Below are 12,499 nucleotides of genomic sequence, written 5' to 3' on the forward strand. Positions count from 1 at the left end.
AACATCGCCTAGTTCGACGATAAATGACAAATTATTAACGGCCGCAGACAATAGCAACAGTTGCCGAGTCGCGTCATCAGCAGCTTGTTACCAATTTAGTCCTCTTTATGGCAGGCTCAACAAGCAGGCTTTAAACGACTTACCAACCTTAATGGCTTTGCCGCCTGCAAGAAATACGTGTTCATTATCCACGGCACAGACGCCGTTTTTATTGATAACAAATGATTTATGGATTTGCACAAAGTGTTGCGCTGGAAGTTGCTGTAAACACTGTTTTAAGGTGCTACTGACCAGAGTCACTTGCTCACCTTGCCACACCTTTAGGTAATTTCCATAAGCTTCAATTAGGCTAATGTCATCAAAATTAAACTTCCGCCGCTCACGATCGACTTTTAATACAATGAAACTTGGCATCACTGAATGCTGCTCGTCTGAGCGTTTACGTACCTTAGTTAACGCTTGTGAAAGGCGTTCAAAACTCACCGGTTTAAGCAAGTAATCGGCTACGTCCAACTCAAAACCTTGAATTGCATACTCTTGATAGGCACTAATAATAATAACTAATGGCGGTTTACTCAGCACCTTGAGTAATTCAATACCACTAAGGGCGGGCATATTGATATCCAGCAATAATAAGTCTACTTGCTGGTTAGCTAAGTAACTTAAGGCTTGAGTCGCGTTGTAACAATGACCCGCTATTTCAATATCGCGGTGCCTTTGCAAATGATGCTGAAGCACCTCATGGGCTAAAGGTTCGTCATCAATAATCAAGGTGCGGTACACGGCTCTAACTCCAAACGTAACTCTGTTTGCCACTCAGCGTTTTGCTTCTGAACACGAAGGTGATGTTTGCCCGGGTAGAGTAAGGTTAAACGCCGTTTAAGATTATCTAAACCAATACCTGTTTCACCGAAGGTGGCTCGCTTAGGTAAGGTATTGTTGCATCGCATTATTAAAGTAGCCCCCTCAATGTCTATATTAATTGTCACAAAACAAAGCTCTTGGCTTGGCTCAACCCCATGTTTAAAGGCGTTTTCAACAAGAATAATTAACAACAAGGGTGCAAGTTGCCAATGCTGCGTTTGCTCTGGAAAATGCACCTTAAGCTGGCATTTATTAGCGCTACGTATGCCTTGCAGGGCTAAAAAATCTTGAATGTACTGGATTTCTTGCGCGAGACTTACACGCTGATTTTGTCCCTCATAGACAGTATAACGCAGTAAATTAGCTAATTGCATGATCACCGCCGGGGCTTCTTTAGCGCCCGTCAGGGTTAAAGCATACAAATTATTTAAGGTGTTAAATAAGAAGTGGGGGTTAACTTGTTGTTGTAGCAATTGGAGTTCGGTTTGGCTTTGGCGCTGAGCAATCTCAGCTATGGCTTTACCCTGCTGCTGTCGCTCAAAGGCCAATATAATTGGCGTACTTACAGCCAATAATAAGCCTATAAACCGAAAGTTAATGGGCGCAAATATGTTGTAGTCTTCGGAAGGTAAAAATGTCCAGTCAGCTATATTCATCGGCAGCCACAACACCACTGTCGCTAACATTGGCGTGCCTACAATAATAAAAATTAAACAAGCGGTCATATAAGCAAATACTCCACTTCGAGCTAAAACACGCCGAATTAAGAGATAACGGTTACACCAATAGACCCATAAAACTAAAATTCCCATGACTAAAAACTGCCACAAATAATCAAGAAAGTAGTAAAAATTTACTATGAGGGTGTCGCTATTTATCACCGTTTTAATGGGTTGATTACGCACCGGATCATCAGTAGAAGCAAAGATTGCTGACCACAAAACCGCCCAGCAGATCATCAAGAGCAACAGCACTGAATTAAGCGAAAATAAACGGGTTACAAACTGTGAGTAGCGACTGTGATCTCCTTTAGCCACTAATCTACTTAAGCCAAATCCCAGACTAGCCCCCAACAACAGTAGCCAGCCTTGCACCGAAAATAACGACCAATCAGCATAACCTGAGTCAAAATCAGCCATGCTAAAACAGAGCATAGGATAAAGTAAAAAGCCTACAGTCCAGATAAGTAGTGCTCGCCAACCTTGAGCCTTAAACATCAAATAATGCGCAACAAGCAAGGGTAAGCTTTCAAGTATCAGTTGTGCCCAAATAGATAAAAACGTGAAAGCGTCGGCGCTTTGGAATGAGAATTGTCGAATTGAAGATTCGAGCAAGATAGCAGCCATCATGGCTAGCTGATTTTCTGCAAACGCAGAAAAATGCTGTTTAAGGCCTGTTGCCCAATGCTTTAGCATAATACGGTCCCCATAAACGCAAACTCCTAGCTTGAGGGTTAAGACAGTATAAGTCTGTGATTACATGACAAACAGTTGTTTTTGGCTGACAAAAGTCAAAGCAGGACGCGAATAAAGCCAAACAACCCTGTCATCACTCTATCTGGGCAGTTCATCATCCTTTGCTTGTTTGGATAGGGTTAGCTTTTTAAGGTGTGGACAGATTCTCAAGGAAAAAACCATGCTTTGTATTAGACAACTCTCTCTCTCGTACGCTGATGGCACCCAAGCTTTGTGTGACATTAACCTGCAGCTGCCCACAGGTATGGTGGGTTTATTGGGCCCCAATGGTGCAGGTAAATCGAGTTTAATGCGCACCCTTGCCTGTTTGCAAACCCCTGACAAAGGGAGTATCCACTTTGCCAATATCGATGTGCTCAAACACCCCATGGCTGTGCGGCAGCAATTAGGTTATCTGCCGCAGTATTTTGGTGTTTATACCAATATGAGTTGTTATGCCTTGCTACAACATATGGCCATACTAAAAGGGATTAATGATTCAACCCACCAAAAACAACAAATTAATGCCCTGCTCGAACTCACTAATCTCAGTACGGTTGCCCATAAGCATGTATCAACTTTCTCTGGTGGCATGCGCCAGCGTTTTGGCATTGCTCAGGCTTTATTGGGCAACCCAAGCTTGTTAATCATGGATGAACCCACAGCAGGGCTTGATCCCGCTGAACGAGAACGCTTACATGCGCTGCTGGTTACCATTAGCCAAGACAAATTAATCTTACTGTCTACCCATATCGTTGAAGATATCGAAAATCTGTGCCCTTTTGTGGCCTTGATCAACGAGGGGCATATTGTTGAAAGTGGCGCAGTGCAAAGTTTACTCGCCCCTTTACAAGGAAGCGTATGGCAAAGCCCGCGTCGGCCTAGTAGCGATCGGCACATTCTGAGTGAAAGCTATCGGTTTGGCTTACCCCTTTATCGCATACTTGCCCAACAACAACCTAACGCCGAAGCCATGCCAGTGGAAGCCAATCTACAAGATCGTTACTTTTACGAATTAGCTAAAAAAGGTCACAGTGATGCTGTTCATTAATGAAGGCCGCTACCTAATACGCCAACCTTTGCTAGGGCTGGCATGTATCATCATGCCCTTAGTTGCCTACCTATTTGCCGTAGGCATTGGCGGTATTGATACCTTGGCGGATAAACGCCTGCAAGCATTACACATGACCTTACTCATGATGAGTTTGCCTTTGCTGAGTGGCACTTTGGCCCCGCTAATCATGTTACGGGACCAAGCAAATGACATGGCTGAACTCATCTTAGTGACGCCGCAAAGCCCCGTTAAACGCTTGTTTTTGCGTCTACAAAGCCTTTTCTTGGCTTGCGCAGCCTTATTACTATTGAGCTTTATGGTGATGTGGTTGGTCGTAAGTCAAAGCAGCGGATTTCAAATCTCTTCACTCTTATTGACCCTATGGAATTTTGCCTTGATGGCGCTACCAGCCTGTGCTTTTTTTAGTGCCTTGGCTTGTTGCTTAGCCCAACGTTTTGCCTCTAGTACAGTAATATATGTACTTTTTAGCGTTATTTTCTTGGCCTATCTAGTGCTTGCCAGCATGACAGGATCCCCTATGCTAGCGGGTAGTTCCATCGCCAGTCCATGGCTGTTTGACAGTATGCGTCTGCTCGACCCCTTTGGGAACACCGCGCTGTTAGCCTATTATCAAAACGCTGAGCCAAGGCTTTATGGTGATAGGCTGTTTTACCTTAATCGTTTATTATATTGCTTAGCTGCCGCGGGTTTATTTGCACTTAGCCTCAAACTAAAACCTCAACATTCTAACCATGTTCAAGCGATCAAAGAACAGGTGCCGCTACCCCAAACGCCACTGACCTACCGCTGTATTAACACATCTCCCAAAGCAAGTTTACAATTGTGGCACCTCAGTCATATGGCCTTAAGTACGCTACTTAAACAGCGATTGAGTCAATTCATTTTGTGCGGCTGGACCTTACTGATGTTTAATGAAGTACTCTCAAGTATTGACTATGCGGAGCCCTTGTCAGTTTTACTACCCACAAGCCTCGATGCTCTCAATCGTATTTCCGACGATGTTTTACCGTTCATAGGCAGTTTGTTAGTTTTGTTTTGGTCTTGGCAGCTAGCTTGGCGTAATCGGCACACTGCTATGGCAGAATTAATTGCCGTCACGCCAGTGCGTTCAAGCATCGTAATGTTAAGCCAAGTTATCGCCCTGAGTGTGTTAATTTTGATGTTAATGCTACTGACAGCCTTGGCTAACTTATTTGCTGAACTCGTTGCCAACAGTGAGCTCTTGCTTAAGCCCTATCTCTCGCAACTCAGTATAGTGGCCTTGTCTTTGCTATTGCTTGGGGCAATATTTACTGCGCTGCACACCGTGTGTCGTTCACCTTTAGTTGCTACTGCGTGGTGTATTGTAATATTAGCAATGAAATACACCCCACTCAGTGGCAAGCTAGGCCTAACGCATACCCTATGGAATATTGCCGCTTCTCCATTGCAGCCCGCCGACACATTTTGGGGATTAGAACAAAGTTTTTCGCTGTACTGGCCTTTTATGACATTTTGGTTGCTTGTGTCTATCACGCTATTAACGTTAGCGGCAAGTTGGTCTCACCGAACCAGTAGTTTTTTCAACCATCAACGTTGGAAATTCAATTTTTCTTCTGCCACATTGACAGTTCTGACCCTGGCAGTAGGTTTGAATCTTCATCTTAATATTATTCAGGAAAGGCCCTTATTAAATTCAGATATGCGAGAACGGTGGCGGGCAGACTACGAGACTCACTACGCTGAATGGACCCATAGCGCTCAGCCCCACATTCACCATATCAGCTCAACTGTCGCTATCTTTCCACAAAACGGTGAAGCCCATTTTAGCGTCAATTACCTACTAAAAAACCGCACTGATCAGGCAATCAATAAGCTTCTGATTGGCCATCATTTGGCCACACCTTTAGATAAACTTGAAGTGTCACTGGCTAACACTTATCACTATGATAAAAAACTGGGCCAATATATTGTGCAACTCAGCGAAGCACTTAATCCTGGTGAACAAATGCACTTATCAACAGAGTTTACATTTAAACAGCCACAACATTGGCCAGCGGTGATGCATCAATTTGTGAAGCCTACGTTTAGTTATTTACGTGGTGTCCCCATGCTACCCACCGTGGGTTTTCAGCCACAGTATCAGCTGCTAAACCCCTCGCTTCGCCAAAAATATGGTCTAGCGCCGCTCGATATCGTATTACCTTCTGACTTGTTTACACAAACCGAATTACCACAAACGGCAAAGCAGTATGATTGGGTCAGTATGCACTCGATCGTTTCGACCAATGATCAGCAGGTGCCCTTAGCTCAAGGTGATTTGGTAAACGAGTGGCAGCAAAACGGTCGTAATTACGCTGAATTTAAAACCATGGAGCCAATTCGCAATGCCTCGGTGTGGCTCTCAGTGCCACAACATCAGGTTCAAAAAAACTGGGACTCAAGCTTACTTAAGGTCTACAGCCCTGAAGACTCACCCGCCACGCAAGTTAACCTGCAAGCCATGCAGGATACGCTTAGCTGGATGCGCGACAACATCGCGCCTTATCGTGGCTCTCGCTTAAGCTTAGTCGCCATACCCAACATTGGTCCCACTGGGTATGCTCTTCCCCAAATCATGTTGATCAACCATCGCGTAGGATTTCGTGCACAGCCCGCCCCAAATGCCGGTTTTGATCAACGCTATCGGCGCGCTGTACACGAAACAGCGCATCAATGGTTTGGCCATGATCTCGGTAATGGCGTATTAGCAGATAGTGCTTTTTTGGTGGAATCGTTAGCTAAGTATATTGAGCTGGTATTAGTCGAACAGCGAGGCGGCACATCAGCCATGCTGGCCTTGCTTGATTATGAACGTCAGCGATACAAAGTCGCTGTCATGCAAAGTACAGAGCAAACACTGGCCTTAGTTGATAGCTCACAAAGCCATGATTTATATTCACGAGCGACCTTAGTTTTTGCGATTTTACGAGAACAATTGGGTGATAAGGTGATTACCGCGGCCTTGCGACAGCTATGGCAACGGCACTCCTATCCAAATACGCCCGCCACCTCGATGGACTTCGTGCGCAGTTTAAAAGCCTTAGTAAATGAAGAAGATAAAAGACTCGTGGATGAGTTATTAATTGGTACCGATATTGCGAATTTATTGTAGAACTTACTTTGAATTTACTGGCAGCGAGATGCGGTTTTATACGCTCAGTCGCTCTAGCGACAAGCCATAACGATGCCTCAATAACAACGACTGATCAATTTAGGCAGCGCCATTAGTGTTAACCCCACTAAAACTAATGTCACGGTTTCATTGATAAAATAAGGAAATAAAAAGAGTGCAAGGCCTGTATAACAAATAACCCTATTATCGCGTTTTTTGCCATACATAAAATAAACAAAGCCAATGGCGCTAAACAGTAAGCCCCATAAAATAAGAGTGCTATTCATATTCAGTCAGCCCACGATATATCACGGTTTGTTTTTCATCCGCTCTTTTAAATCAGCAAAAGGGTTATAGGTACTGGCTTTTACTTCATCATCTTGGGTGCTGCCATAGCATCACCAACGTTTCTAAATAGCCTTCAAAGTAATTTGAAGGCTATTTATTTAGTCTGGCACTTTTAATAAGTCTTAATTACGTTTACCACTATATTGACCAAAAACAGTCTCTTCACCATCACTGGTAGGTGGCAGGTAAAAACTAACGCTAAAGTAGGTTATTGTGCCTTGAATAACACTTAAATCACCAACTCCATGAAAGGAGTTACCATTAACTATGCAATTCCAGTCGCCTTCACTAGAAGTAACCGAACAGCTACTTCCACTAATCGTTACGGTTCCGGTAACTGGATACACTTGGTTTGCTGGCGAAGCGCCGTTAGTAACAGAATTCTGAGAGACTGATTCAAGGCCTGAAAAACGGTAAGTACCATCAGCAACGGGTTCATCAACACAACTCGTGGTTGAATTACCGCTTAAGTAGGCGCTAACGTACTCATCATCACTAAATGTTGATTGATTTAGGATAGTCACTTCCGAATTAGCAATTGTGCCTGTTAACCGACCGTTAAAGGCACTAAATACGCCATCCGTTATGGTGCACGCAGTCTCGTAGCCTTCATTAGCGCTAAGTTGACATGCGCCAGTATTAGAGATAGTCAGAGTGCCTGAAAGAGGGGAAGTACTTAATGACTCGTTAGTTCCCATAATGAGATCCTGACCAGTTAATGAATAGCTTACATCCTCATTGCAAGCCGTTGGAGGTCGTTCAATTATACCTAGTTCGATCAATGTAAGTAGAAAATGTGTTTGAGCTTGTTCGGCGCTCACTAATTCGCTTACCAAAGATTCCAAACCTGCATTTGCTAATAAATGACTAATAGCAGGCTGTGCCGCAAACTCTATAACTGGTAGGTTAAAATCAACAGCTGTGGCGTTGGCTAAAGCGGCATCACTAATATTAATACCATTAGTAGGATCGGCGTCGATATCTAAGGTTTGCAGCAAGCGCAGCATATTAATGAGACTCGGCGCATTAAAATTATTGGTAGCCGCAATATCAAGTGGAGTCAGAATTTCCCCAGCGGATACACTGGGAAATATTATTCCCCGACAGTAAAGGTTACTTGTTCATTTTCACTGTAGGAAAATTCGCCATTAATATTAGTTACCCCCTGTTGTGTCAGCGTACTGAAGCTAATATTAGTCACAGGGCTGTCAACAAAAATCCCTGTTAATATAACTGGCTCAGTTGGCTTGTCAGTACACACTATTTTAGCTGTACTTGCATTGCCACTGTTAAGGTTACCGCTAGCCGAAGTAATAGTGCACTGCTGAACGGCTGGCTGCGTCAGGATGTCGATGGCAAAATTCACACCCGCAGCTTGTTTTTCGTTGAAATAGAAAGTGGCTTGTCCACCTAGGTTATATGTAATTGTTTCGACTGCTACATTATCAACTGAAAGTTGTAAGGTTAGCTCACCAACTAGATTGCTTATTTCTACCCCAACAGCCAAATTTTCATTAGTATCTTCACAGGTCACGATAATTTTATTAGCATTACTGGCATTCAGCGATCCACTGCCATTTTCTACATTACACAACTGCCCTTCTGGTTGCACATATACACTTACGTCAAATTGAGTGCCAACATCATGCTCTTCGATAAAACGCCAGTTCACTTCACCAGCCGTTGAAGTAACTCCAACCGTTTCCCAATAATTTTGCGCCCCATTTTTTTTAAACCCTAAATAAACCGTACCATTGAGATTTTGGGCAATTCCTCCAATAGCAAATTGGTCTGGCTCGTCGTTATCATCATCCCCTCCAAATCCTCCACAAGCAAACAGCAATTGTGCCGCTATAATAATCCATATCAACTTATTGATTTTCATGATTACCTCTAAAAATTTTAAATAGAAATATCTATGGATGGTGATGAATATCATTACCTCCTTGTATAGCGTTACTAAGCTAGTAAATTGCACTGTTCGCCGCTTTAAACATTATGCAAAATTCAAGGAAAATAGATGTGAAATCTTTTGAAACGTTGTGAAAATCTAGAAAGAGGGAACGGTTTACTGATTAACGTGATTTAGAACAGAGCTAAATAAGTTTATCTGCTGAGTAATAACGCCTTGTCCATCACGTTTAGCTACTTCAATTTCCAAATCCGGACTGCTGACAATAGTGTAAATATAAAAAGGTGTTGTGATGCCCGTTTCCCGAATCGCGTCCAATAATTTAATACCAGCAAGAGGGTCAGAATCTCTACCCATGTCAGAAATGATTGCTGTATATTTATAAATCTTAAGCAGCAAAATAGCCTCTTCGGTAGAAACTACACTGTATACCGCTATATTATTTTCAACAAAATACTGCTGCTCTTGTTGATTATTTTGATGATGATCATCAACCCATAATATTCGAGCAACAACAGTGCTCGATTCACTGTAAACGACACTATTTGCAGCTAACTTGTAGTTAGTCGTTATTCCAACAAAAATGGCAACACCAAACAAAACTGTTACTAGTAATATATTTGGTCTCTTGATCCCGCATTTTTGCATAAGATTTAACTTACGGTATACGGGAGTACTATATGGTGAAAGTTCAATATCTTTAAGTTGGTCAAATAAGTTGACATCTAAGCGATACCCTTGACCATGAACAGTTTGTATTAGTGGTCCTATATAACCATAGTGTTTAAATAATTTGCGAGTATCCGCCATTAAACGTGACACTGACCAATCTGATACAACCGTATTGGGCCAAATATAATCACGAATAGTAGACTTACTGCAGGTATTAGGGGAAGTCTGAATAATTAAAGCTAGGAGCCTAATAATTCGAATATCATCATTTGCCAATGAACCATTTATTGTTAATCGAAATTGAGTCGTGTCTAACGAAAAATGGTCAAATTGGTATTGCATATGAAATGTAAGCTCATAATCGATGTAACAATAATGTAATTAAACAAATACGATTGAACAAGTCGAATATTAACTAGTATAAAAATATCAAGAACGCAGTTATGAACACTATCGTTAGTTAGCAAAGACCATAATCCTTCAACATCTTACGGTGAATTAGGTTTTTAATTTTTACCCTTCATCCGCTCTTTTAAATCAGCAAAAGGGTTGTAGGTACTGGCTTTTACTTCATCATCTTGGGTGCTGCCATAGCGCACTAAATTTTCAAATTTACTGTGTTCTTCATCATGACAATATAAACACAATAACTCCCAATTGCTGCCATCAGTAGGATTATTGCTGTGATTGTGATCTACGTGATGCACAGTGAGCTCAGACAGGTTTCTGCGGGTAAATTCGCGCCGGCACCGACCACAAATCCAAGGATAGATTTTAAGGGCTTGTTCTCGATAACCTGAGGCTCGTTTGGCAATATATTCTTGTTGCTGGGCAAACACTTGCTCGTAACTGCCGGTCGGACTCTTATGTTTAGACATTGGATATTGGGCCTGCGGTAAATGGGCTAATAGCGTAACAGTGTTGATTGGGCTTCGGTGAGCTTTAATTTACTTATACATAAACTGAAATAACTAATACAAGCGTTATTAACACGATGATCCCAACAAGTGTGATGCGCCCTTGGTGTTTTTCTAATTGCTTATATTGAGGATAACGTCCTAGAGTTAATATCAATAAACACCAGCGGCCAAGCCAATAACACAGTGATTCACAAATGCCTTCAATTAAAATGGTACGCAGTACTCGTAATATTACTCTAACTAGTCCTTCACCCAATTCTTCCATACACTTATCCCTGTGTTGCCAAGTTGAGTGACAATGCGTGCATAGCACCGCCACTCGATGCTTTAGGCCTTAAATGGCATTTCGCCTAAATAATCTTTTTTACCCACGTCTAAGCCTAGGTGGCGTAAAATGGAGTAAGCGGTGGTGGTGTGAAAATACACATTGGGTATCGCCCATTCAATCGCAAATTCATGGCCGGTTAAATACTTACCTTCCCAGCGTGGTTGTGAGATTGAACGCTCAGCGCTTTCACTAAAATCAGCCTCAGAAAACGTCGCTAAAAAATCAATAACTGACTGTATTCGAACTTGTAATTCGGCTAGGGTGGTTTCGTTATCTTCATGTTTGGGCGCTTCTTTTGCCGTTAATCGAGCAACTGCTAATTTTGCGATATCACAGGTAATTTGAACTTGGCGCGTTAAATTAAATTGATCCACTGATAAGCGAGAATTAAGCAACACCGACATATCGACTTTTTTAAGCGCGGCAAAACCTTCGGCTTTTTCAAGTATGGCGCTAAGGTTTTTGAGCATTTTGGTAAATTGAACAACGGTTAATTGGTAGTACATAGCATTTTCCTTAAAGGAGAGATTGGCAACAGTAACATGCCGTCGAAATGGCGAGATTCAATAGCCCCCGAGTAAATTCATCCAAGGGCTTCAGTGCCCCACTTTTTTTCAGTAACTGACGGTTGGGTCCAAGGTCGTAGTGGTAATGATGGTGAACCAATAAATGGCTGGATAGAACTTGTTTGCGTTAATTTGGGCGAAAACAGCCAAAATATACAGCGCGAAAAAAAGGCCACTACTAAGAAGATAGCCAAACCCCAGAGACATCGAAACAGCATCACCGGCGGTTTCTACTAACGTTGTTGCTAAGATTTTGACTAACCAAAATAGTCATGTCACTTCGGGCATGGCATTTAGAGGTAAATTCTTCATGGGCTGCTCTACAAAGACTAATGAACACTCAAACTAGCGTCCTTACATTCAGCGCGGCTTAAGCGCTTTAAGTAGATATTTTCGACCAAGCCCACTTGTTAAGAATTACTTAAGCCACGGAGTTTACTCTTGATTTATACAATCTAGTAGTAGGCTTTTACTGTGCGACATTCAGCTTGGTATACACCCGCCATTTACGGCATTTTAACCATCATCGTTTTGCAATACAGCGGCGCTGACAATTGGTTAGCGAGTCAAATTTACGACATAAATCATGGTTGGAACTGGCGCGACAGTTGGTTGCTAGAAACCGTCTTGCATAAGGCTGGACGCTCTTTTGTAGCAATGTGGGTGGTGGCTTTACTCATCCTCACTTGTCTGAGTTTTGCCTGTCAGCTGTTTACCAAAACGCAGCGCATTGCCATTTTATACGCCTTGTGTGCCACTATTTTTTCTGTTGTGCTAATTTCAGGTTTAAAACAAATTACCATGTTGCCATGTCCTTGGGATGTAAACGGTCTTGGTGGCTCACAGTCGTATGTGTATTTACATCAAATGTTTTCAAGTAGCGATGCCGGACCACAATGTTACCCTGCTGGTCACGCTTCCGGTGGATACGCCTTATTTAGCCTGTATTTTTGTTTGAAACTGTGGCGTGCAGATAAAGGGCAAAAAATAAATTTTTATTGGTTGTTACCGGGCATGGTAGTAGGTGGTTTATTTGGTGTAGCACAACAACTACGAGGTGCACATTTTTTATCTCATGATCTGAGCACCGCCTTGTTGTGCTGGTATTGCAGTTTTGGCTTATGGCTCAGTTTTACTCGTTGGTTTAAGCTCGCGCCAGCTCAAGCAACGAGCATGGAACGTACAAACCTTCCTACCTTCAAAACATTAAACTGGCTAGGAAAGTAA

Annotated in this window: 11 protein-coding genes and 1 pseudogene; 3 read left to right on the forward strand and 9 right to left on the reverse strand. The window is 42.5% G+C overall.

Annotation, left to right across the window (positions count from 1 at the left end):
- Nucleotides 1-105: 105 nt before the first annotated feature.
- Together ACEN2L_RS06255 and ACEN2L_RS06260 are read right to left on the reverse strand one after the other, a co-directional pair.
- Nucleotides 106-783, reverse strand: coding sequence for a LytR/AlgR family response regulator transcription factor (locus tag ACEN2L_RS06255; protein ID WP_441742560.1), 678 nt, complete (start codon nt 781-783; stop codon nt 106-108).
- On the reverse strand, nt 768-2,279 hold the full coding sequence (locus tag ACEN2L_RS06260; RefSeq protein WP_441742562.1) for a sensor histidine kinase: 1,512 nt from the start codon (nt 2,277-2,279) through the stop codon (nt 768-770). The genes ACEN2L_RS06255 and ACEN2L_RS06260 overlap by 16 nt, the downstream gene beginning before the upstream one ends.
- A gap of 220 nt (nt 2,280-2,499) precedes the next feature.
- On the opposite strand from ACEN2L_RS06260, the gene ACEN2L_RS06265 reads away from it, so the two are divergent.
- Both ACEN2L_RS06265 and ACEN2L_RS06270 read left to right on the forward strand, forming a co-directional pair.
- A complete protein-coding gene (locus tag ACEN2L_RS06265) occupies nt 2,500-3,369 on the forward strand; it encodes an ABC transporter ATP-binding protein (RefSeq protein WP_441742564.1) in 870 nt (289 codons plus the stop codon).
- Nucleotides 3,356-6,526 carry a M1 family aminopeptidase gene (locus tag ACEN2L_RS06270; RefSeq protein ID WP_441742566.1) on the forward strand — a complete coding sequence of 1,057 codons (3,171 nt, stop codon included), beginning with the start codon at nt 3,356-3,358 and terminating at the stop codon, nt 6,524-6,526. The genes ACEN2L_RS06265 and ACEN2L_RS06270 overlap by 14 nt, the downstream gene beginning before the upstream one ends.
- A 470-nt stretch (nt 6,527-6,996) precedes the next feature.
- On the opposite strand, the gene ACEN2L_RS06275 is transcribed toward ACEN2L_RS06270, so the two are convergent.
- The 7 genes and pseudogenes from ACEN2L_RS06275 to ACEN2L_RS06305 all read right to left on the reverse strand — a co-directional run.
- Nucleotides 6,997-7,881, reverse strand: coding sequence for a hypothetical protein (locus ACEN2L_RS06275; RefSeq protein WP_441742568.1), 885 nt, complete (start codon nt 7,879-7,881; stop codon nt 6,997-6,999).
- An 86-nt stretch (nt 7,882-7,967) separates the two neighbouring features.
- Nucleotides 7,968-8,813, reverse strand: coding sequence for a hypothetical protein (locus ACEN2L_RS06280; RefSeq protein ID WP_441742570.1), 846 nt, complete (start codon nt 8,811-8,813; stop codon nt 7,968-7,970).
- 129 nt (nt 8,814-8,942) lie between these two features.
- A complete protein-coding gene (locus ACEN2L_RS06285; protein ID WP_441742572.1) occupies nt 8,943-9,800 on the reverse strand; it encodes a response regulator in 858 nt (285 codons plus the stop codon).
- Nucleotides 9,801-9,964: 164 nt separating this feature from the next.
- Nucleotides 9,965-10,336 (reverse strand): YajD family HNH nuclease, encoded by a 372-nt coding sequence (locus tag ACEN2L_RS06290; protein ID WP_441742574.1) that lies wholly within the window; start codon nt 10,334-10,336, stop codon nt 9,965-9,967.
- 73 nt (nt 10,337-10,409) lie between these two features.
- Nucleotides 10,410-10,643, reverse strand: coding sequence for a hypothetical protein (locus ACEN2L_RS06295; RefSeq protein WP_441742576.1), 234 nt, complete (start codon nt 10,641-10,643; stop codon nt 10,410-10,412).
- A gap of 62 nt (nt 10,644-10,705) precedes the next feature.
- The gene (locus ACEN2L_RS06300; RefSeq protein ID WP_306021603.1) at nt 10,706-11,212 is read right to left on the reverse strand and encodes a DUF1993 domain-containing protein; all 507 of its coding nucleotides are present in this window, start codon (nt 11,210-11,212) and stop codon (nt 10,706-10,708) included.
- Between the two features lie 108 nt (nt 11,213-11,320).
- A pseudogene (locus ACEN2L_RS06305) lies at nt 11,321-11,530 on the reverse strand (hypothetical protein); the annotation flags it as partial.
- A gap of 216 nt (nt 11,531-11,746) precedes the next feature.
- Here ACEN2L_RS06305 and ACEN2L_RS06310 point away from each other — a divergent pair.
- Nucleotides 11,747-12,499 carry a phosphatase PAP2 family protein gene (locus tag ACEN2L_RS06310; protein WP_441742578.1) on the forward strand — a complete coding sequence of 251 codons (753 nt, stop codon included), beginning with the start codon at nt 11,747-11,749 and terminating at the stop codon, nt 12,497-12,499.

The organism is Flavobacterium sp. W21_SRS_FM6 (genome assembly GCF_052119645.1).
Taxonomy (GTDB): domain Bacteria; phylum Pseudomonadota; class Gammaproteobacteria; order Enterobacterales; family Alteromonadaceae; genus Paraglaciecola.

Excerpts from the sequence above, each read along its gene's own strand:
- ACEN2L_RS06290 (WP_441742574.1), bottom strand. The coding sequence starts at position 10,336 with ATGTCTAAACATAAGAGTCCGACCGGCAGTTACGAGCAAGTGTTTGCC.
- ACEN2L_RS06300 (WP_306021603.1), bottom strand. The coding sequence starts at position 11,212 with ATGTACTACCAATTAACCGTTGTTCAATTTACCAAAATGCTCAAAAAC.
- ACEN2L_RS06270 (WP_441742566.1), top strand. The coding sequence starts at position 3,356 with ATGCTGTTCATTAATGAAGGCCGCTACCTAATACGCCAACCTTTGCTA.
- ACEN2L_RS06260 (WP_441742562.1), bottom strand. The coding sequence starts at position 2,279 with ATGCTAAAGCATTGGGCAACAGGCCTTAAACAGCATTTTTCTGCGTTT.
- ACEN2L_RS06275 (WP_441742568.1), bottom strand. The coding sequence starts at position 7,881 with ATGCTGCGCTTGCTGCAAACCTTAGATATCGACGCCGATCCTACTAAT.
- ACEN2L_RS06295 (WP_441742576.1), bottom strand. The coding sequence starts at position 10,643 with ATGGAAGAATTGGGTGAAGGACTAGTTAGAGTAATATTACGAGTACTG.
- ACEN2L_RS06285 (WP_441742572.1), bottom strand. The coding sequence starts at position 9,800 with ATGCAATACCAATTTGACCATTTTTCGTTAGACACGACTCAATTTCGA.
- ACEN2L_RS06265 (WP_441742564.1), top strand. The coding sequence starts at position 2,500 with ATGCTTTGTATTAGACAACTCTCTCTCTCGTACGCTGATGGCACCCAA.
- ACEN2L_RS06280 (WP_441742570.1), bottom strand. The coding sequence starts at position 8,813 with ATGATATTCATCACCATCCATAGATATTTCTATTTAAAATTTTTAGAG.